The following is a 19251-nucleotide window of genomic DNA, read 5'->3' as shown; positions in this document are numbered from 1 at the left end:
CTTTTATTGGCAAAAAAATAGATTGGTGTCAGGCACCAATCCAAAATGGGAAGTTTAAGAAATGAGCTCTTCGAACCATTTCCTAATTAAGTTATCTTTATAATAGTTAAAACATATGTAGAACTTAGGGAGAACTTGTGTGGAAGTTGTGAAGAAATCAGTTAAGGGCAAAAAAAATAGATTGGTGTATACACCAATCAAAATAATGGGAAGTTTTAAGAAATGAGCTCTTTGAACCATTTCCGTATTAACTTGAGTTAATCATATGAAAAACTTATGTAGAATTTAGGTGGAATATGTGTGGAAGTTGTGAAGATTTAAAATGTCGCAATTCAGTTAAGATGGTTTGCGCCCATTTAGGACAACTTCTGCCATAAAAGGGGAGTACTTTTTCCATTGCATAGTTAATTCGTCACTCATGACGCCGCTTATATAGTTATGCAGCCGCTTTTTAATATAGATATTAGATTGATGATTGTATTCATGAAAACTTGTGATCAAAATAGCTCCCTGCCTTTTTTTTCTATACTATTAAAATAGCAGCTATTTTAAAAAAGCTCTGCTTATTTACGTTGTTGGCATGTATAAAATTAGGACCACAACATATTCTTAATTGCGAGAAAAGAGGATGGAAATGAATAGATATCAAATCAGATATGGAGTAAAAGAAGACGAGGATTTTTTATGGGAGATGCTGTATCAGGCAATCTTTATTCCCGAAGGACAGCCTCGGCCATCAAAAGATATATTAAATGAGCCAAATATTGCCCAATCACTGAAAGGCTGGGGAAGAAAAGGGGATCTCTCCTTAATTTCGACAACTTCTGATCAAACACCAATGGGCGCTGTCTGGGTCCGACTATTCGATGATACAAATAAAACATATGGTTATATTGATGAAAAGACCCCTCTACTGGGAATGGCTCTCCTTCCAAATTACAGGGGAAAAGGCATAGGCACCGCCTTACTTGGCAAAATATTAACGGTCATAAAAGAAGCTGGATTTAGCAGGGTTTCTTTAAGTGTTGACCCCAACAATCCGGCGCTTCATTTATACCAAAAATTTGGCTTTAAAAAGGTAGGAGTGGACGGGAGCTCTTGGAATATGGTTTTACCTTTATAGAATGAGCAAATGTCTCATCCACAACCAGCAGCGCTTTATTGTGAATAAATATTTTTCTTTCAGGGTGTTGTTATTCCCTTTTTTGCAATATAATAAAAGTAAGGTGTTCACAAAATTGTCAAATTCAAATTTATCGAACTTACATAAATAATAAATTTTTAGGGGGAAGACATATGATTAGGGCGGCTATTGCTGGTGTAGTGGGTTTTGTACTTATTTTTATCGAATCGATGATTGTCATGAATCTAAAAGGCCTTGAAACCCTTGAGTTTGGCGGAATAGCCCCATTTATTAATGTCTGGGCTATGAACTTCTTTTTCGTCTTTGCAATCCTTACACAGGTAACCAATTGGTACGTGAACAAGGAAAGCTTGGAAGAGGATAATAGCTTTTAAGAATTCCATATGAATAAAAAAGCTACACAATTTGGAACGATGTCCAAGATTGTGTAGCTTTTTTGATTGGTTTAAACGTTGTGATTTACGGCTTTATTCCCTTTAAATGCAGTTTTACGAATGAATGGGATTACCCAACGGTCAAGACCGATGCGGCCGGCGTTATAACCTGCGAATAAGATAATGGCTCCGATGAAAAGGTCAGTAGGAATATGAGATACAGTTCCTGCTAGGAAGAAAGAGAAGTTCATCACAAGCCCAAAGAACATTGCTGCTGTTGTTAAGCATCCAAGAATAAGTCCAAGTCCAACTAAAAATTCGCCAAGTGGAACGATCGTGTTAAAAATATCAACATTTGGTAATGCGAAGTGTTGTAAGAAATCAACATACCAGCCGTAAACTACGCTGCCGTCTGGTCCTTTAACGGGATTAGCAATTGCTCCTTTTAAGAATCCAGAAGCATCGAAACCACCTGCTAATTTGTGGTACCCAGCTGTTAACCAAGAATAACCGATATATAGGCGAAGGACTGTTAAAATTCCTGCGGCAACTTTGTTTTCTCTTAACCAATTTACTACCATGTGAAACCCTCCTTGTTTAATAAGTTTTTTATTTGTTGTCTACATTGTTACTATAACAAACTTATTTCGAAATTAGGGTAAAATGTTCAGTATTTCACATATTCGTAAAGAAGTTTTGAACAAATTTTGAACAAACATCTTTTTTCATGCAGACCCACGGGAAAAATCATTATTAATATATAGGCTCTGTTATAACTGAATGTGAATTACACTGTGTTTGAAAAATAACGGTAAAATTCCGCTTAAATTGGAAATACCCATATTTCCTTAAAAATAAAGGAAGTTTTTTCGTTTATATTATCCAAATCTTTGGATTTTGTCTTATTTAGAGTAGTTAATCGGAATATCTCCTCTTATATCTGCTTCTTAAGCCTCCTCTATACACATTAGCCGGAAATTCTCCGCCTATGAATTCTCATACCTACACGAAAATCAACAATGAATAATAACATAGACAATATATAAAAAATGCTTGGAGAAGCTCCAAGCATTTTTCGTAGACAGGATAACGCTTATCCTAAATATTTTTCTAATGGTCTCCAATAATTTTCTCCCCATCCAGCCGCAAGATGTTCTCCTTCTGCTTCAGGAAAACCGATGTGATCAAAAACCAAAAGTGTTTTAGAGTCTTGTTCTTTAAGCTCAAACTTAGCGATAGAGTAAACCCCTTCAGGCCAGTTTGCTACGCGCCAAGCTTGAACAATACGTACTCCCGGAACTAGTTCAATATTTCTTCCAAGAATCATACCGCCAAAGCATGAGAAAGTCCCACCAGCTTCAGGGCTGATTTCAACCGGTGCTCCTCCCGTAACTTCACTAAATTGCTTTGAATCTGTGAGTGCTTCGTAAATCTGGCCCGGGCTTGAATTGAAAACTACTTCCTGATGAATTGTTTTAGACATTTATTTCTCTCCTCATAAATAATGTTTTTATAAAAATTAATGCATAGCTACAACGGACCAAGGGTCTACGCCTGGATCTCGGTCTTCGGCAAAATCCTTTATGCGAGGCATGTAATGGGACCAGCCTTGTTGATGAGAAGGTATTTCTTCCACTGGCAAGTCATAATGGGTTAATACTAGGTTTGTACCATTTTCTTTCGGAGTCAGTTTGAATTCAACTTTACTTGAGCCAGGCGGCACGAGCTTTGATTTTTCCCAGCCCCAAGACATAACAATTTTTTCATAAGGTACAATTTCAACATATTCGCCCATGGCAATATCGCTGCCATTGACATCAATTCGATACTTACCGCCGATTTTAGGTTCGAGCAAGATCTGTCTTCCCATCCAGCGGACCATTTTGTCGGCATCCGTAAAGAATGAAAATAATGTTTCTGGACGGGCTTCAATGAAAATTTCTTTGGTGATTACGTCATTATTGGTCTGATTCATTATTGATTCTCCTTTCTTCCTCTTCTGCAGCTTCTTTCAAACGAAGTAAACTATCATCCCAAAAACGGTCAATATACTGCTTTAATTCTGTGAATCCGTCCCTTCTAATTCCGTAGTACCGTTTTGTTCCGTCTCTCCGAACCACAACAAGGCCAGATTGTTCGAGAACTTTGAGATGCTGAGAGATTGCTGGTGCTGAGATGTCAAAATGTGAGGCAATTGCGCTGGAGGTAAGCTCTCCATCGCGAACAAGATATAAAATATCTCGTCGTCTGGGCTCTGCCAAAGCATGAAGGACTTTTTCAATCATGTTGTTATTTTAGCGTACACTTAATTAAGTGTCAACTTAATTAATTAGTATCTATGTTAGTATTTTTTGGCACAGGAGATGAATATATGACTAAAAGCAGGAAATGAAATTTTTCCCAAAAATAGGCTTGATAAAACTAATGGTATTAGTTATGATAAAACTAACGATATTAGTTAAAGGGGATATGCCAGATGAGGATGATTAAAAATGGATATTTATATCAAGTCACATTCATGGCAAGTGTTTTTCCGGTCAACTGCTATTTGGTAGAGGTAGAGGATGGGTTAACATTAATTGATGCCGCACTTGGTTTTTGCACGAAGGGGATTATGAAAGCAGCAGAAATGATTGGAAAGCCCATTACAAAAATAGTGCTGACACATGCTCATGAAGATCATGTCGGAGCATTGGATTCCTTAAAAGACTTGATGCCAGAAGTACCCGTTTATATTTCGGCGCGCGACCACAGACTGATGAATGGTGATCGCTCACTTGATTCTCATGAGGCACAATCCCCGATTAAAGGTGGTGTGCCGAAAAAATTAAAAACGCGAGCCAATATTTTATTGAAGGATGGCGACTTAATTGGTTCGTTAACCGCAATCGAAACGCCAGGACATACACCCGGCTCGATGTCATTTTTAGATTTGCGGACAAAGGCATTGATTGCTGGGGATGCCTTGCAGACTCGAGGTGGAATGGCGGTGGCAGGGGACATAGTTCCGTGGTTTCCATTTCCAGCCTTTGGTACTTGGAGTAAAGAAACAGCTATAACTAGCGCACGTAAACTAGTGGGTTACGAACCAGAGTTACTTGCGGTCGGCCATGGGGAGATGGTGATGAATCCTGTGAAAGAAATGGAACAGGCTATCAAACATCTTGAACGAAAAATTGGATAGGGAGTTATGACTATGTCACCAAGACCAAAAATCGGTCTCGAATTATCATTTATTATTGAAGCGGCAGGAGAGCTTGCTGACCAGCAGGGTATCCAGGAAGTTACCTTAGCAAATCTCGCGAAAAAACTAGGAATCCGCCCGCCTTCTTTATATAACCATTTCGACGGACTACCCGGATTGCGAAAGAAATTGGCAATCTATGGAATCAATATGCTTTATGAAGTGATGGAAGATGCAGCAATTGGGGTGTCAGGCACCGAGGCAGTCCTGGCAGTTAGTCAGGCTTATGTAGATTTTGCTCGAAGGCACCCAGGAATTTATGAGGCAACCCTACTTGCTCCGGATCCGGAAGATGTTCATGTGCAGCAAGCGGGATCGAAAATCGTTGACCTTTCAATCCGCATTTTGCAAGCCTATCATTTAGAAGGGGAACGTGCCCTGCATGCCGTCAGAGGATTGCGCAGTATATTACATGGATTTTCAGCTTTAGAGCAAAAAGGTGGTTTCAAGATGCCTTTGGATTTGAATGAGAGTCTCATGATAATTATCAAGGCATTTCTTGCGGGGATCGGCGATGGGGATTAATGCGTAATAGGAAGGTTCATAGTGCCCGTAGTTTTAGAAAAATATCTGTCATGGGCACTCTGGTGGACTATTCTCCGTGAGTTTCACATGAAGGTACATTTTGGAGATAGAGTCTTATGTCTTGCTTTGGTATAATGGGATAAAGTTTAGTATTAAGGGATGATCATGTAGATGAGATCAGAAAAATTGGGTTTAGTATTAGATGTTGAGACTACCGGTTTAGGACCAACTAAAGATGAAGTAATTGAACTTGCCTTAAAGTTATTTTCTTATCGAGCCGACACTGGCGAGGTAATCGATATTATCGAAGAAGATTCCTTTTTACGTGAGCCGCTCTCCCGTACAGCAAGAAATAATTATGACTCAGCGTATCGAGTTCATGGAATCCCATATGAACTGGTTCAAGGGAAAAGCTTTTATGATGTAAAAATAAAAACATACTTCCATCGTGCTGATTCAGTGTTTGCTCATAATGCTTCCTTCGACCGAAGCTTTCTTTATCATATGTATCCTGAAGTCAACGATCTGAAATGGTACTGTACGATGAGGAACATCCCTTGGAAAAATTACGGCTTTCCAAATGGAAAATTACTGACCCTATTACAGGCACACAACATCACAGACTACCAAACACATAGAGCACTAGATGATATTACATACTTGTTGGAGCTGCTCAAGAAAACAAGTCCAAATGGAAACTATTATCTTCAAGAAGTGTTAGAAAAGTCCCCGATGAGAAAATATCAGCCAGCCGTTACACGATCAAAAATGGGTTAAAAAACTAATCAAGCGCTTGATTAGTTTTTTTGTTAGGTTGGCAAAAAAAGCCCGGTCACATAATGGACCGGGTTAATTGTTTACTTCTCTTATGTACGAATCTATTGTCTGCCCTCAGTGAAAATTTGGAAAGTTATACCGAATTTATCGATTACACTGCCGTATGCTGGGCTGAAAAATGTTTCTTGAAGAGGCATGGTTACTTGACCGCCTTGTTGCAGGGCTTCAAAGAATTTATGTGCTTGGTCTCTGTCGTTCGTTGAAATACAGATGGTCACTTGATTACCGCTTTGATGTGGTTGGCCAGGGAAGGTGTCGGAAAACATTAGTTCTGTTTCTCCCACTTTAATCGTCGCATGACTTATACGGTCTTTCGCTTCAGCTGGTAGTGGAAAATCAGGGTTATCTGGCATTTCTCCGAATGATTGTGAAAAAAGAACTTGTGCATCTAGAGCTTTTTCGTAAAATTGAATGGCTTCCTTCGCATTTCCATCCATCACTAAATAGGGAATCAAACGTAATGACATAATTAATAACCTCTCCTTAGTAAAAAGTGTATTTTTTTTGAGACCTTCGATCGGATATAAGCCGTAGTGGACATGCTGATTAGTGCGTCCCACTTCTTATTATTACCGATAATTCTATTATAAAACGGGGAACTTATGTTCGCAACAATAAATTGAGCCCGCAGGATAAATTTTCCCACGGGCTCGTTATAAGTCTATTTTAATAATGGCAGGTATCGATCACTAATAATATTAAAATGATGGAAGGCGTGGCCAGCGATAATATAGGCGATGGCACGGGTAGTGACTTCCGTGTTATTGGCAAAGCCAATGTTTGCCCAAGCCTCTTCCGGCATATTTTGAATTAGAGTAAGGGTAGCTTTTCTAGTAGCGATAAAGTCTTCAAGAATATTTTTTATGGGTAATTTATGAATTTGTGACCCTTGAATATATTCATTTTCATCAAAACCCGCCAAAGCAGTCTGGTCCCCTCGCCCGACGCGGAGAAGCCGATAGCTCATAATTCTTTCCGTATCCGCCATATGGCAAAGTACTTCTTTGATGCTCCATTTATTTTCAGAATAACGAAAGTGGCCAGCCTCTTCCGATAGTGACTCGAAAAGCTCGATTGTTTTTACCAAATGTTCTTTCAAAAGTGATAATAGATCACCATCAGGAACTAGATTTACATACGGATTATAATATTCTGGGTACTCACTTACTTGTGGGCGTTGTAACATTTCAATTTCTCCCTCCTAATTCTTATGACAAAATTGAATTTTCGGAAATTATCACAATTAATTTTACCACAAATCGTAAATAGTGAGTTAAATCTAAATATATGTACGGACAGTACGTTAGCAGATTCATATGATAAATAGATAAGAAATATCATAATAAGGGGGAGAAATGATGGATTTTTTCTTGGTAGGAATCGTCTATTGGCTATTAATCGGAGCATCTGCGTTGCTCTTTGTTTGGGGTGTTTGGAAAAAATCTTGGAAAGGGTTTTTATGGAGTGGAATTGCCCTTGCCTTACCAACGATTTCTCTATACGTTGGCGGTGCGGAGGGTTGGTTTAGACTAGCAGGACTTCTGCCGCTTCTTTTGTGGTTCCTTGCATATTATACAAAGAAATAGTATTTATATGTTATTCCAATTTAAAGAAAAAAATATTTTTATAAAATCATAAATAGTTTTCTTTAATTTTGTGCATTCTAGGAAGAAAAAGGAATGGCACATAGATGAGAAAAAATAAAATGATTTTACTCGTTATCATGATCCTGCCTTGGTTGTCGATGCCTTTCATGGGGAAACGAACAATCAAGCGTTTATTTCCAGGGGCTATATTTATGTTCATCTGGGTAGGTGTTGAAAGTATTCTCGCCAAAAAAAGAGTGTGGTGGCGGATCTATGAAAGGGTTAATCCTAAAGTAATAGGCGAATTGCCATTCATGCTGGGTCCATTTTTTGTCGGGTCATTATGGATTTTAAAATGGACATTTGGTAAATTTCCTCGATACCTTTTTTTAAATTTTATTTTTGATACTCTTTTTGCATATCCTGGGATGTTTATATTAAAAAGACTAGGAATTGCCTCTCTTGTTAGACTAAAACCTTACCAAATGGTTCTTTTATTTATGAGTAAATCAGTGATCATGTACGGTCTTCAGAGCTCGGTAGATAAATTGCGTAAAAAACCTAAATCTCTACTTCAAAAATTATTCTCATAGGAGACACCATATGTAAAACAGTTCGTAGATGCTGTTTTCATCTGGTGTTTCTTTTTTTCGTTAAATTTCGAGAAAAGTTAGTGGATGTCCATCATATATATCACAAAAGACCACTAAAAAATAAAGCGGCCATTGAACATGACTATTAACTCGGAGGGATGCGAACGGTGACCAATGAGAGTACCTACATTCAAGAATTTAGAAAAAAGCTGCAAGAATTGAAGCCTATCACGAAAATGGATATTGAGCCCGAAAAGAACAAGATATACCATCAACAGGAGGTAAATGAACTAATCCATTTGACCATCCAAGCTGTTGACGCAATGGATTTAATCTATCATTCAGCTTTAAAAATGTATCTTAAAGAATGGGGGGAGCAAATAGAAGTGATTATTAATGACTATCTCAAACTTCTAGATTCCTATGGTATTGAGGAAATTAAGTCATTAGGTGAATTTATGAATAGTGGCACCATGACTAGTATTGGCACGATTCCGGAAAGTTTTCAGGCAGAATTACAAAAGTTTCAAGTCTTTGGGGTTCACGAACGTGGTTTCCGTCATAAAGACACAGGAAAACTAATCCGTGATGCAAAAGTCATTACTATATATTAATTTTTTAAGGGGGAGCGTTAAAATGTCTTCAATTGTGTACATTTCTAGAATGGTCAAAATAGACAAGTTTATTTTTGGGGTTTAGAGGCGATTAGATGGAGATACAATCATATAACCTAGCTATTCAGTACTTACAAGCGGAGCAGTTTGAAGAGGCTTCGCTTATTCTGGAAACGATGATAAAGGAGTATCCTTTATGTGCCGATGTAAGCTGGGCACTTGGGTTACTTCATGTTCTTTCTGGGTTTCCTCAGCAAGCACTGAAAGAATGGAAAAACTTACAAACGGCAAATCACCTAAGCACTAGGCAAATGCTAGAGGAGAAAATTCCTGTTTATGATGAGCTATATCAGAACTACAATCAGGCCTTGCATTTGGTCGACGCTGGAGAATTTCATCTGGCGAAAAATATTTTTCACGATCTTCTAACTTTTCAAACGGAACTTCCTTTACCGGTTGACTTTTACCATGGCTATTTATTGGCCCTGATTGTAACTGGAGAAGAAAAAGGTGTACTTCAAGAAATAAATCACATGCCTCTTTATGTGAAAAACAGTTCCATTATTCGCGATTTGAAACTATTGTTAGAAGCTTATCAGTCACTAGAACCAAATGGTGTGGAGAAAAAATCGTTCAAAAATGGCTGGTCCAAGCGTCTTATCATAGGATCAAGTTTGGCTGCTTCTTTATTGATGGGAGGGGTTGGTTTACGGGTTTTCAGCCAACAAAAAGAGGCGGAGCCAGTGATTCAGAAACAAGGAATTCCACCAAAAACAGAAATTTTTAAGAAGGAGTCAGTAGGTTCAAAGGGACAGAACGAAGGGGAGGAAAGACCACCAGAACCTCAAGACACCAAAAGCAGGTTAGAGTCTTCTACGAAAGCTGGTTTAAGTACTTATAGAAAAGGCTTAACATCGTTTAGAAATAAGGATTACAGGGCCGCAGCGGCACAAATGGAAAAGAGTCTATCACTAGAGCCAAATGAATACTTCTCAGATGATGCCATGTTCTTTTTAATTGAATCAAAGCAAAGGCTGAATGAAAAGGAGAACATTCACTATCTTTACGATAACTTCTTTTCTCAAACCAGCCATCACTATGTTTATTCACCATATATAGATGAATTGCTGCTTGGTAAAGCAAAGGTATTGATTGAGGATGGGAATACCATTGATGCTCTGCCGTTTTTGGGAAAAATTCTGACCGATTATAAACAAGAGTGGACCTCAGTAGAAGCGATGTTACTGATGAATCAAATCAAAGCGGAAGATAAATCTTAAAGAACCAAAAAATATTGCATACCCTTTCAAAAAGTGATAATATTTGAATTAACTTTTTAAATAATAGGATTGTTACTGTTAAATCAGGCAAAACCTAAAACTAATAATACTCATTATTAGTTTTAGGTTTTTTTTTTTATAAAACTTCACAAAAAGGTGATTTATATGAAAATCGCGAAGGTAATTAATAATAATGTTATCAGTGTTTTGGATGCGCAGAATAAAGAATTAGTGATCATGGGCCGGGGAATTGCGTTTCAAAAGAGGCCCGGGGATGATGTGGATGAAAGTAGGATCGAGAAGACCTTCAAATTGGACAATAAAGATGTTTCGGAAAAGTTTAAAACGTTGTTATACGATGTTCCTTTAGAATACATGGATGTATCAGAAAGGATTATTTCCTATGCCAAAGAAAGACTAGGAAAAAAGTTAAATGATAGTATCTATGTATCATTAACCGATCATATAACTTTTGCCATTGAGAGAAATAAAAAGGGTTTACTTATCTCTAATGCTTTATTATGGGAGATCAAAAGAATTTATAGTGATGAATTTGCGATTGGTTTGAAAGCGATTAAAAAGATCGAAGAAATGCTTGGGATTACTCTTCCTGAAGATGAAGCTGGTTTTATCGCCATGCATATTGTCAATGCGGAACTCAACGAAGAAATGCCCAATGTCGTCAATATGACAAAATTAATTCAAGATATTTTAAATATAGTGAAATATCATTTCAAAATTGAAATTGATGAAGAATCGTTGAATTATTTCCGATTCCTTACCCATTTAAAGTTTTTTGCGCAACGCCTTTTTAGTGAAAAAAACTTGGAAAGTCCAGATGATTATCTTTATGATATGGTGAAAATAAAGTATCCAGATGCCTTTATATGTACCGGAAAAATAGCGGAGTTTATTGAGAAAACCCATAATTATAAAATAACAAAGGAAGAAATGTCCTATCTTACGATTCATATTGAACGAGTCGTAAATCGTAACTAGTCAGGAATTACTTTATTAGAAAGCGTTGACATGAAAGCGCATGCTAATCTCATTTTTCTGGCATAAGATGTGATTTCTACTAATAGAGGACAACTGTAAGACGTCAATAGCCTTTTTGGTTATCGGCGTTTTTTGTATGATTCCTTCAAATAAATTATAAGTTTCTAGTATTTTAATAAGCGAATCTATCTGGGCCGTATCTATTTTTAAAATGATACAATTGGTGAAAAATAGGTCTTATAAAAGGAGATAGAAGGTATGTTGCACCATGTAGAAATCTATGTTTCCAACCTCAGCAAATCAAGTGAGTTTTGGGGCTGGATCTTAACTGAATTAGGTTACGTTCCCTACCAAAAATGGGAGTCTGGCATCAGCTGGAAACATGGAGAAACCTATCTTGTTTTTGTTCAGGCGGAAGAACGATTTTTGGATGTCTCGTACCATCGCTCTCGAGTAGGTCTTAATCATTTAGCTTTTCATGCCGAATCGAGAGAACAGGTGGATGAAATAACAATGCACTTGAAGGTAAAAGGGGTAAATATTCTTTATATGGATAAACATCCATTTGCCGGCGGAGAAACTCATTATGCTGTTTTTTTCGAAGATCCAGATCGCATTAAAGTGGAATTGGTAGCTCCAGTCTAGCTGTTTTGATTCTGATTCTTTTTCATGAAGTTTGGAAACTTTTGTATTTCTCTATTTAAAGTGATTTAAATCACAAAAACCCATCCTTTTTACCATTATAATAAACAAAAACAGGGGAAAAACTAAAGTTGGATGGTGACGAAACGTGGATTACAATTTTAAATCAATCTATGATGAAATAGGCGGGCAAGAAACAATAGATAAATTGGTTAATGCTTTTTATCCGCGTGTATATGCCGACCCAGAACTAAGACCATTGTTTGAAGGGGATATGGAAGAAATAAAGCGTAAACAGCGGATGTTTTTGCCGCAATTTTTAGGAGGTCCTGCCCTTTACAGTCAGGAATTTGGACCGCCTGCCATGAGACATCGGCATCTGCCATTTGAAGTAACGCCAAGAAGGGCAAAATGCTGGCTTCGCTGCATGAAAGAAGCATTTGAAGAAATTGGACTTGATCAACAACCTGCCGGGCCGGCGTTTTATGACCGGTTAACGCAAGTGGCTGGAATTATGGTCAATAGCCCGGATCGTGAATAATCAAAAGGCTCTTCTCAAATTGAGAGGAGCCTTTTGAATGAAATCCTATTTCTTTAACTTAGCCCAAGTAGCATCCAAAGCTTTTTCTGTTTCTGCTTTAGATTTTTGGCCGCCAACATAGGCTTGAAGTGAGGCACCGAATTCTTGACCTGCACCATCAGGATATTTCATGAACTGCCAAGAGTAAGTTTTGCCTTCTTGAGAATACTTTTGAAGTTCTGCACCTAGAGGTCCAATATCTTCCGCTTTTGCTTCAATTGTTTTAAAAGCAGGGATGTACTTGAACTCCTTAACTAGAGCTGTTTTCCCTTCTTCAGAGGTAACCATCCAGTTTAAGAAATCCTTTGCCGCTTTTTTATCGGCTTCAGGAGCTTTGTTATGAATTACCCAGTTAGTTGGAACGTCAACCATTAATTTATCTGCTTGAGCAGCATCATCAGTAAGTGCCATTGGAATGAAGCCCACTTCCATGCCTGGATTTAATTTATCAAGCATTGGCTGAATCCAGTTACCTTGCTGAATCATTGCTGTTTCGCCGTTCGCAAATTGAGTTACTTCTGTGTTGTAGTCAGTTGTTAAAGGATTTTTGTTGCCATACTTAATCGTTAAATCGACAAGCTTGAAGTAGTCGTCGAAGTATTTGTTACCCTCGATTTTCGCTGTCCCTTCGTTTAAACCTTGGATGTAGTTCTCTTCATCTGCTTGTTGGTAAGCAAATGGAACGTTAAGCCCATGATTTGCTAAAACCCACCATTCTGCATAGCCGACAGAGAAAGGTGTAATTCCAGCTGATTTTAGTTTTTTCGACGCAGCTTCTAACTCCGTGAATGTTTTTGGCAGTTCTGTAATACCGGCTTTTGCAAATAGTTTCTTATTGTAGGCAAAGCCATAGCCTTCCATATTAACTGGCTGTCCATAAATTTTTCCATCGATTGTCATTGGCTTTAAGGCATTTTCATAAGCATCTTTTACCCACGGCTGATCGGATAAATCCTCGAATTTATCTTTCCATGTTTGAGCCTCTTGATAACCGCCATTGCCAAAGATATCCGGAGCCTTGTTGGAAGCAAACTTAGCTTTTAAAGCTGCCGATCCATCTGCACCGCCACCAACAGTTTCAATATTAAAAGTAACGTCGGGATGCTCTTTTGTATATTGATCTGTTAACGCTTTCAATTGGTCAGCAATTTCTACCTTACCATTAAAAAGATCGACTACTACTTTCCCATCTTTCCCACCACTTTTTTTATCACTAGATGCACTGTCACTAGAACAAGCTGTTGCTAATAGTAGTGATGCGGATAGAACACCTGCAAGTAAAGAATACTTTTTGATCCCCATTAAAATTCCCTCCTGATATATAAATCTATTTTATATTTGTCTCTGCTATCTGTCATGCAGACAGCAGAGGTTGTTCCTACTTAATAGAACCACTGGTAATTCCTTTAATAATGTGTTTTTGCATCGCAAAGAAGAAGATTAATAATGGAACAATGCCCATGACTAAGGCGGCTAAAGCCAAATCCCATTGCTTTGTATACTGTCCAAAGAAGGAGAACGTTGCTAAAGGAATCGTTTTTAATTCCGGATCCTGGAGCACAAGTGATGGCAATAGGAAGTCATTCCAAATCCATAAGCTATTTAAAATCACAATAGTCACGGTAATTGGTTTTAACAATGGAAACACGATTCTCCAAAAAACGCCAAACCTTGTACAGCCGTCGATGATAGCTGCCTCTTCAAGTTCAACTGGAATCCCTTTAATAAATCCGTGATACAAGAAAATGGTCATCCCTGAGCCAAAGCCAAGGTACATGATGACAAGGCCCCATACGCTATTTAGAAGTCCAAAGGTACTGGCTGTTTTGATAAGCGGGATCATGATTGATTGAAACGGAATGATCATGGCTGCCACAAATGTCATGAAAATTACATGGCTAATTTTCTTTCTTGTTCGGACCAGCATATACGCTGCCATCGAACAAAAGATCACTAGAACTACATTACTGACAACAGTTACTATTAATGAGTTTGAAAATACTTTAAGATAGTTCAATTTTTCGAAAGCACTCACATAGTTCTGTAACTCCAGAACCTTCGGCAAGGCCGAGGTGTTAGATAAAATATCAGCGAAAGGTTTCAAGGAGTTTGAGATCACATAATAAAAAGGGACTAAAAAGGCTAGACCGAGCAGGATAGCAAGGATCTCAACAATAAATGTTTTTCCTGTATACCTGTTTCCCATTAGGACTCAACCTCCTTTTTCTTCGAATAAGTTACTTGAATGACTGAAATTGCTGCAACAACAAGGAAGAATATCAGTGCTTTTGCTTCACCAATTCCGTAACGATTATTTACAAAGGCTTCAGTATAAATGTTAAGTGCTAACATTTCAGTAGACTTAAATGGACCGCCATTTGTCAAAGATAGGTTTGCATCAAAGACTTTAAAGGAAGATGCTGTTGTTAAAAATAAACAGATGGTAACGGCGGGTGCGACGAGCGGCATGGTAATGTGGCGAAGGATCTGCCACCTATTTGCCCCGTCTATTTTCGCTGCTTCAATTAATTCTTGAGGAACGTTTTGGAGTGCAGCGATATAGATGATCATAATATAGCCTGCACCTTGCCAAACACTGACAATCACAATTCCCCAGAAGGCCGTATTCGCATCTCCTAACCAAGCTATTTCAAAAAGGGGAATCTTTGTTAACTGTCCAATCGATGAGAAACCTTTTACAAAAATGAACTGCCAGATAAAACCTAATAAAAGGCCGCCAATCAAGTTTGGCATGAAGAAAACGGTTCGTAAGATATTTCTTGTTTTTAGCATTTGTGTGACAAGTAGGGCTAATCCAAATCCAATGACATTTGTTAAGAGAATCGCAACAATGGTATATTTCGTTGTAAGTTTGAAGGAAGCTTGGAATTGCTTGTCCTCGGTAAAGATGTACTTAAAGTTGTCCAAGCCGACCCATTTGACCGCTCCCGTGATCCCGTTCCAGTCTGTAAAGGCATAATATATACCTGTAAAAAAAGGAATCAGAACAATCAGGGTAAAAGCTAGCAAAACGGGCCCCACAAATAAAGCAAATAATCCTGCATCTTTCAGTTTCTTGTGCTTATTTAAGGAAACTGATTTCGAAACCGCTTCGTTTCTGTGAACTTCTAAGACTGAGGTTTCTACTTTTTCCAACTTACTTTGGCTATTCATAACCTGCACCTCCATAATTCCATTTTAGAGAATCCAGAAAATTATGAAACGGCTTACATTGACCAGTAGGGTGGAATATATTGAACAGTCCAAATAGAAGACAAGTCAATAAATGCCATAGGAATGGATAAAGAATGTTGTTACAATGGAGAAAATTCATTAAGTGGAGGAAGGTTAGTTCACTGTTAACTAACCAAGATGATCTATGCACTGGGGTATTCGTAAAAAGCTGATTATATTTTTAATGCTTGTCACGGTCCTGCCTTTTGGAAGCTCGATCGCGATTACATATTATCAAACAACAAATTCTCTCAATAACCGTTTTGTTTCGACCAATCATGATCTAATTGTCAAAGGTGCAGACGAACTTACGGTTTATTTAGAAGATGTTGCCCAGATGTCGTCCGTACTTTACCGCTATACTCCCTTCATGAATGTGATGAGGGATGGTCTTTCACAAAAGTTAAATTCAAATCAGGAAGAAGTTCGCCGGGCTCTAGCCTATTTATTTAATACCCGTCCTGAAATTGAACAAATGCATCTCTATATTGATATTGGAAAAGATTCATATACAAATTATCATTCAAGAATAAGCGGTAGAGGAAAATATGAAAGTGTTTTTTCTCACCCTTACTATTCGAGGTTAACTCGCTATGATGGCTTTTCGCTAATCGAACCACCACATGAAATGTACAGCTATAACAATATTTCCGTCATTCCAAATTCTGAAAAGAAGAATGTCCTCAGCTTTCATAACATCCTTCGTGACGTTCCGTCTGATAAGCTGTTAGGCTTTTTGTCGATTGATATTAATCTTTCAAAAATAAGTGCGATTGCAGGACGATTATTTACAAAGGATATGGAAGACTTGTATATTATGGATGAAAATGGGGCGATTATTTATTCCTCAAATGAATCGATGATTGGCAAGGAAAATAAGGAAAAATGGTTTAGGTTTATAAAAAAAGAGCCCTCTTCTAATAAAAGTACGGAATGGAAGGATCAGCAATTCAATGGAGTGATTGTCTATGATAAGTTTTCCTCTCCCTACAAGAATTGGTATATTGTTAAACGGATTCCTTACCATGTGCTCTATCAGAGTGCCAGGGAAACAGCACTAATTAATATTGTCATTGGGATTGTGACGCTTATATTTGTGTTAATCGCCACGATGTTTGTTTCCTTTAAGCTTACGGCACCGATTAAAGTATTAATCGATAACATGAAAAAGGTAGAACAAGGTGTATTTGAGGCAGACTTTGATTCGTTGGGTAACGATGAGATGGGGATGTTGGGAAGACATTTCAAATTAATGATCGCCAAAATCAATGATTTAATTGAGAGAGAATATAAACTCGCAATCGAAAACAAAGAATCACAACTAAGAGTACTGCGTTCGCAGATTAACCCGCATTTCTTATATAATGCCCTTCAATCGATAGGAACCTTAGCGTTAAAATCCAACGCTGTTCCTGTTTATTCATTACTCACTTCATTATCGAAAATCATGCGATACAGCATGGATATGAAGGAAGATATTGTTCCGATTCATTCGGAGTTAATGCATGTAAAAGCGTATTTATTATTACAAAAACAACGGTTTGACGAGCAGTTTGAATTTGATTTAAATATTTCAAAAGAAGTCCAAGAAATTCATATTCCGAAAATGATCCTGCAGCCTATTGTAGAAAATTCCTTTAAGCATGGATTTGACCAGCAAATCGATAAAGCATCCATTCAGATTGACGGTCAGCTCCAAGAGGACGGAATGGTTTGCATTACGGTAAAAGATAATGGAGTCGGTGTAAATGGTCAACAGTTGGAAAGAATCAGGCAAGAATTATTATATGGAGCATTAAGAGAAGACGAGCAAAGAGAAGCGATTGGCTTAAAAAATATTTATGATCGCTTACAAATTTATTACACTAATCAAGCACATATGTCGATTCATAGTAATGAAGGATGTGGATTTACGGTTACCGTTCAATTTCCAAAGGCTATCCAAAAAGAGGTGGAGCAGGCATGAAAGTATTAATCGTTGATGATGAAAAGCACGTTCGTGAAGGAATTAAGATACTGGGTGCGTGGGACCAAAATGGGATTAGTGAAATTTATGAAGCAGGAAATGGTGAGGAGGCCATTCATCTCATCCAAAAATATAAGCCAGAGATCATTTTTTCAGATATGAAGATGCCAAAAATGGATGGCGTCTTGCTGTTAGAATGGATCAAAGAAAATCAGTCAACCAGCAAGACGATCGTTGTGACAGGTTATGATGATTACCACTACATGCGAAAAGCGATTCATTTCGGCAGTTCTGACTATCTCCTAAAGCCGATTGATCCCGAAATCTTAAATCATACCTTGGAAACCGCCGTGCATGAATGGAAAAAAGAAGCCTTAGAGCGTGCGCGAAAAGAAAGCAGCACACAATTAATCAATGAAATGAAGCCAGTTTATCGAGACCGAAAGCTTACCAAACTGATGAATAGTGATAATCTGAATGGCGATTTATTTGAGGGATTTGGAATTCATCCGTCTGACAACTATCAAGTGGCTCTTGTCCGGATTAATGGCAAGACCATGGAGGTATTTCAAGGAGATCGTGATTTAGCCTACTTTACGATTCTCAATGTCATAAATGAAATCATGCTGGAAAATGAATCAGGAATTGGATTTCGATACTTATCCAGTAAAGGCGAAGTGCTGATTATCTTCTGGAAAAAGTTTGCGGAAATAGGAAAACTTTTAAACCGAATCTATAAGACGCTTAAAAGTACGATGAATATCTCTTGTCCGATTACTTTAGGGAAACGAGTGAATAAGAACGGCAGATTATTGGATTCCTATCTTCACGCGAAGCAAATATTTTCTTATACAAATATTTTAGATAAGATAGAAAGTCGAATCTATGTGCAAGAAAACCCTACTCCCCATGCATTAAGGAACCTTATGGACTATGCTGCCAGTATTGATTTGGCTGTACAAGTTGGTAAAATGGATGCATTTGATGAAGTAATTCATCAAATAACCAAGGACTTTACGGAAAATAACCATCTATCCATAAAACAGCTGCTCCAATTAGAAAATGAATATTTGGTGATCAGCAATAGATGGTTTAAACATTATCATCTTCCAATTAAAGCGGCAGAGGATATCCAAAAACGACTTGATTTATTTTTCAACGAAAACGGTTCCTTCATGTTAGAAGAATACATAAAGAGAAAGAAACGAGAGATTGCTATCTTTTTGAAGAAGGTTAGCAAAAGCTCCCTTCAGAAAAATAGCAACATTATATATGAAATTGAGAAATACCTGCAGGCAAACTTCGACCGCGATGTTAAACTACAAGAGATTTCCGATCATTTTTATATCAGCCGAGAATATATCTCGAGAAAATTTAAACAAGAATTTAACGTCAATATCTCCGATTATATTGTTAAATTTCGAATGAAAAAAGCGAAATCGTTATTAAAAAACAGCCAGTTAAAAATCTATGAAATTGCCAATATGATTGGCTATCAAGACGACAAATATTTTCGGAAAGTATTTAAAAAGGTTGAGGGGATTACCCCGAATGAATATCGTGAAGCATATATAAAACAGAAATGAGCAGAGCCGGAATCAGGTTTCTGCTTTTTTTTTGGCATAAAATCACC

At 37.7% G+C, this 19251-nt stretch carries 24 protein-coding genes; 14 read left to right on the top strand and 10 right to left on the bottom strand.

Going from position 1 to position 19251, the window contains the following annotated elements; genetic code table 11:
- Positions 1 to 336: 336 nt before the first annotated feature.
- Complete coding sequence (locus FS608_RS30440) at positions 337 to 501, bottom strand: hypothetical protein (protein WP_186328828.1); 165 nt, start codon at positions 499 to 501, stop codon at positions 337 to 339.
- A 133-nt stretch (positions 502 to 634) separates the two neighbouring features.
- Here FS608_RS30440 and FS608_RS20240 point away from each other — a divergent pair, with 133 nt between their 5' ends.
- Together FS608_RS20240 and FS608_RS20235 are read left to right on the top strand one after the other, a co-directional pair.
- Entirely contained in the window at positions 635 to 1123 is a 489-nt protein-coding gene (locus FS608_RS20240) for a GNAT family N-acetyltransferase (protein ID WP_260871750.1), read from the top strand.
- A 173-nt stretch (positions 1124 to 1296) separates the two neighbouring features.
- A complete protein-coding gene (locus tag FS608_RS20235) occupies positions 1297 to 1518 on the top strand; it encodes a hypothetical protein (RefSeq protein WP_144554387.1) in 222 nt (73 codons plus the stop codon).
- A gap of 71 nt (positions 1519 to 1589) precedes the next feature.
- On the opposite strand, the gene FS608_RS20230 is transcribed toward FS608_RS20235, so the two are convergent.
- The 4 genes from FS608_RS20230 to FS608_RS20215 all read right to left on the bottom strand — a co-directional run bounded on the left by FS608_RS20230 (position 1590) and on the right by FS608_RS20215 (position 3803).
- A complete protein-coding gene (locus FS608_RS20230; RefSeq protein ID WP_144554386.1) occupies positions 1590 to 2099 on the bottom strand; it encodes a DoxX family protein in 510 nt (169 codons plus the stop codon).
- 512 nt (positions 2100 to 2611) lie between these two features.
- Positions 2612 to 3001: an SRPBCC family protein gene (locus FS608_RS20225; RefSeq protein ID WP_144554385.1), complete on the bottom strand. Its 390-nt coding sequence runs from the start codon at positions 2999 to 3001 to the stop codon at positions 2612 to 2614.
- A gap of 36 nt (positions 3002 to 3037) precedes the next feature.
- The gene (locus FS608_RS20220) at positions 3038 to 3493 is read right to left on the bottom strand and encodes an SRPBCC family protein (protein WP_144554384.1); all 456 of its coding nucleotides are present in this window, start codon (positions 3491 to 3493) and stop codon (positions 3038 to 3040) included.
- Positions 3477 to 3803 carry an ArsR/SmtB family transcription factor gene (locus FS608_RS20215; protein WP_222127384.1) on the bottom strand — a complete coding sequence of 109 codons (327 nt, stop codon included), beginning with the start codon at positions 3801 to 3803 and terminating at the stop codon, positions 3477 to 3479. The genes FS608_RS20220 and FS608_RS20215 overlap by 17 nt, the downstream gene beginning before the upstream one ends.
- Positions 3804 to 3994: 191 nt before the next feature.
- Between FS608_RS20215 and FS608_RS20210 the strand changes: the two genes are divergently transcribed.
- The 3 genes from FS608_RS20210 (at position 3995) to FS608_RS20200 (ending at position 6064) form a co-directional block, all read left to right on the top strand.
- Positions 3995 to 4702, top strand: coding sequence for an MBL fold metallo-hydrolase (locus tag FS608_RS20210; RefSeq protein WP_144554383.1), 708 nt, complete (start codon positions 3995 to 3997; stop codon positions 4700 to 4702).
- 12 nt (positions 4703 to 4714) lie between these two features.
- Positions 4715 to 5287, top strand: a complete 573-nt coding sequence (locus tag FS608_RS20205; RefSeq protein ID WP_144554382.1) for a TetR/AcrR family transcriptional regulator — start codon at positions 4715 to 4717, stop codon at positions 5285 to 5287.
- Positions 5288 to 5458: 171 nt separating this feature from the next.
- On the top strand, positions 5459 to 6064 hold the full coding sequence (locus FS608_RS20200; RefSeq protein ID WP_144554381.1) for an exonuclease domain-containing protein: 606 nt from the start codon (positions 5459 to 5461) through the stop codon (positions 6062 to 6064).
- A 101-nt stretch (positions 6065 to 6165) separates the two neighbouring features.
- On the opposite strand, the gene FS608_RS20195 is transcribed toward FS608_RS20200, so the two are convergent.
- Entirely contained in the window at positions 6166 to 6591 is a 426-nt protein-coding gene (locus tag FS608_RS20195; RefSeq protein WP_144554380.1) for a VOC family protein, read from the bottom strand.
- A gap of 194 nt (positions 6592 to 6785) precedes the next feature.
- Positions 6786 to 7310: a DinB family protein gene (locus FS608_RS20190; RefSeq protein WP_144554379.1), complete on the bottom strand. Its 525-nt coding sequence runs from the start codon at positions 7308 to 7310 to the stop codon at positions 6786 to 6788.
- Positions 7311 to 7482: 172 nt separating this feature from the next.
- Between FS608_RS20190 and FS608_RS20185 the strand changes: the two genes are divergently transcribed.
- From FS608_RS20185 to FS608_RS20155, 7 genes are all read left to right on the top strand, one after another.
- Complete coding sequence (locus tag FS608_RS20185; protein WP_144554378.1) at positions 7483 to 7710, top strand: hypothetical protein; 228 nt, start codon at positions 7483 to 7485, stop codon at positions 7708 to 7710.
- Positions 7711 to 7814: 104 nt separating this feature from the next.
- The gene (locus FS608_RS20180; RefSeq protein WP_144554377.1) at positions 7815 to 8303 is read left to right on the top strand and encodes a hypothetical protein; all 489 of its coding nucleotides are present in this window, start codon (positions 7815 to 7817) and stop codon (positions 8301 to 8303) included.
- 167 nt (positions 8304 to 8470) lie between these two features.
- Complete coding sequence (gene grpE, locus FS608_RS20175) at positions 8471 to 8917, top strand: nucleotide exchange factor GrpE (RefSeq protein WP_186328827.1); 447 nt, start codon at positions 8471 to 8473, stop codon at positions 8915 to 8917.
- A 95-nt stretch (positions 8918 to 9012) separates the two neighbouring features.
- Entirely contained in the window at positions 9013 to 10197 is a 1185-nt protein-coding gene (locus FS608_RS20170) for a tetratricopeptide repeat protein (protein ID WP_144554375.1), read from the top strand.
- A gap of 165 nt (positions 10198 to 10362) precedes the next feature.
- Positions 10363 to 11196, top strand: coding sequence for a BglG family transcription antiterminator LicT (gene licT / locus FS608_RS20165; RefSeq protein ID WP_144554374.1), 834 nt, complete (start codon positions 10363 to 10365; stop codon positions 11194 to 11196).
- 258 nt (positions 11197 to 11454) lie between these two features.
- Positions 11455 to 11841 carry a VOC family protein gene (locus FS608_RS20160; RefSeq protein WP_144554373.1) on the top strand — a complete coding sequence of 129 codons (387 nt, stop codon included), beginning with the start codon at positions 11455 to 11457 and terminating at the stop codon, positions 11839 to 11841.
- 145 nt (positions 11842 to 11986) lie between these two features.
- A complete protein-coding gene (locus tag FS608_RS20155) occupies positions 11987 to 12379 on the top strand; it encodes a globin domain-containing protein (RefSeq protein WP_144554372.1) in 393 nt (130 codons plus the stop codon).
- 45 nt (positions 12380 to 12424) lie between these two features.
- Here FS608_RS20155 and FS608_RS20150 read toward each other — a convergent pair whose 3' ends face one another.
- The 3 genes from FS608_RS20150 to FS608_RS20140 form a co-directional block, all read right to left on the bottom strand.
- Positions 12425 to 13720, bottom strand: a complete 1296-nt coding sequence (locus FS608_RS20150; protein WP_144554369.1) for an ABC transporter substrate-binding protein — start codon at positions 13718 to 13720, stop codon at positions 12425 to 12427.
- A gap of 76 nt (positions 13721 to 13796) precedes the next feature.
- Positions 13797 to 14624 carry a carbohydrate ABC transporter permease gene (locus FS608_RS20145; protein ID WP_144554367.1) on the bottom strand — a complete coding sequence of 276 codons (828 nt, stop codon included), beginning with the start codon at positions 14622 to 14624 and terminating at the stop codon, positions 13797 to 13799.
- The gene (locus FS608_RS20140; RefSeq protein ID WP_144554365.1) at positions 14624 to 15592 is read right to left on the bottom strand and encodes a carbohydrate ABC transporter permease; all 969 of its coding nucleotides are present in this window, start codon (positions 15590 to 15592) and stop codon (positions 14624 to 14626) included. The genes FS608_RS20145 and FS608_RS20140 overlap by 1 nt, the downstream gene beginning before the upstream one ends.
- Before the next feature lie 205 nt (positions 15593 to 15797).
- Here FS608_RS20140 and FS608_RS20135 point away from each other — a divergent pair, with 205 nt between their 5' ends.
- The gene (locus FS608_RS20135; RefSeq protein ID WP_144554363.1) at positions 15798 to 17618 is read left to right on the top strand and encodes a sensor histidine kinase; all 1821 of its coding nucleotides are present in this window, start codon (positions 15798 to 15800) and stop codon (positions 17616 to 17618) included.
- Positions 17615 to 19204 (top strand): response regulator transcription factor, encoded by a 1590-nt coding sequence (locus FS608_RS20130; RefSeq protein ID WP_144554361.1) that lies wholly within the window; start codon positions 17615 to 17617, stop codon positions 19202 to 19204. The genes FS608_RS20135 and FS608_RS20130 overlap by 4 nt, the downstream gene beginning before the upstream one ends.
- Positions 19205 to 19251: the final 47 nt, after the last annotated feature.

Source organism: Bacillus sp. X1(2014), from assembly GCF_007678255.1.
The sequence above is the reverse complement of the archived record's forward strand: the minus strand, read 5'-3'. Positions and strand labels throughout refer to the sequence as shown.

Excerpts from the sequence above, each read along its gene's own strand:
- FS608_RS20240 (WP_260871750.1), top strand. The coding sequence starts at position 635 with ATGAATAGATATCAAATCAGATATGGAGTAAAAGAAGACGAGGATTTT.
- FS608_RS20195 (WP_144554380.1), bottom strand. The coding sequence starts at position 6,591 with ATGTCATTACGTTTGATTCCCTATTTAGTGATGGATGGAAATGCGAAG.
- FS608_RS20205 (WP_144554382.1), top strand. The coding sequence starts at position 4,715 with ATGTCACCAAGACCAAAAATCGGTCTCGAATTATCATTTATTATTGAA.
- FS608_RS20200 (WP_144554381.1), top strand. The coding sequence starts at position 5,459 with ATGAGATCAGAAAAATTGGGTTTAGTATTAGATGTTGAGACTACCGGT.
- FS608_RS20170 (WP_144554375.1), top strand. The coding sequence starts at position 9,013 with ATGGAGATACAATCATATAACCTAGCTATTCAGTACTTACAAGCGGAG.
- FS608_RS20215 (WP_222127384.1), bottom strand. The coding sequence starts at position 3,803 with ATGATTGAAAAAGTCCTTCATGCTTTGGCAGAGCCCAGACGACGAGAT.
- FS608_RS20225 (WP_144554385.1), bottom strand. The coding sequence starts at position 3,001 with ATGTCTAAAACAATTCATCAGGAAGTAGTTTTCAATTCAAGCCCGGGC.
- FS608_RS20145 (WP_144554367.1), bottom strand. The coding sequence starts at position 14,624 with ATGGGAAACAGGTATACAGGAAAAACATTTATTGTTGAGATCCTTGCT.
- FS608_RS20190 (WP_144554379.1), bottom strand. The coding sequence starts at position 7,310 with ATGTTACAACGCCCACAAGTAAGTGAGTACCCAGAATATTATAATCCG.
- FS608_RS20150 (WP_144554369.1), bottom strand. The coding sequence starts at position 13,720 with ATGGGGATCAAAAAGTATTCTTTACTTGCAGGTGTTCTATCCGCATCA.
- FS608_RS20220 (WP_144554384.1), bottom strand. The coding sequence starts at position 3,493 with ATGAATCAGACCAATAATGACGTAATCACCAAAGAAATTTTCATTGAA.
- FS608_RS20235 (WP_144554387.1), top strand. The coding sequence starts at position 1,297 with ATGATTAGGGCGGCTATTGCTGGTGTAGTGGGTTTTGTACTTATTTTT.
- FS608_RS20160 (WP_144554373.1), top strand. The coding sequence starts at position 11,455 with ATGTTGCACCATGTAGAAATCTATGTTTCCAACCTCAGCAAATCAAGT.
- FS608_RS20130 (WP_144554361.1), top strand. The coding sequence starts at position 17,615 with ATGAAAGTATTAATCGTTGATGATGAAAAGCACGTTCGTGAAGGAATT.
- FS608_RS20140 (WP_144554365.1), bottom strand. The coding sequence starts at position 15,592 with ATGAATAGCCAAAGTAAGTTGGAAAAAGTAGAAACCTCAGTCTTAGAA.
- FS608_RS20230 (WP_144554386.1), bottom strand. The coding sequence starts at position 2,099 with ATGGTAGTAAATTGGTTAAGAGAAAACAAAGTTGCCGCAGGAATTTTA.
- licT (WP_144554374.1), top strand. The coding sequence starts at position 10,363 with ATGAAAATCGCGAAGGTAATTAATAATAATGTTATCAGTGTTTTGGAT.
- FS608_RS20135 (WP_144554363.1), top strand. The coding sequence starts at position 15,798 with ATGCACTGGGGTATTCGTAAAAAGCTGATTATATTTTTAATGCTTGTC.
- FS608_RS20185 (WP_144554378.1), top strand. The coding sequence starts at position 7,483 with ATGGATTTTTTCTTGGTAGGAATCGTCTATTGGCTATTAATCGGAGCA.
- FS608_RS20180 (WP_144554377.1), top strand. The coding sequence starts at position 7,815 with ATGAGAAAAAATAAAATGATTTTACTCGTTATCATGATCCTGCCTTGG.
- FS608_RS20210 (WP_144554383.1), top strand. The coding sequence starts at position 3,995 with ATGAGGATGATTAAAAATGGATATTTATATCAAGTCACATTCATGGCA.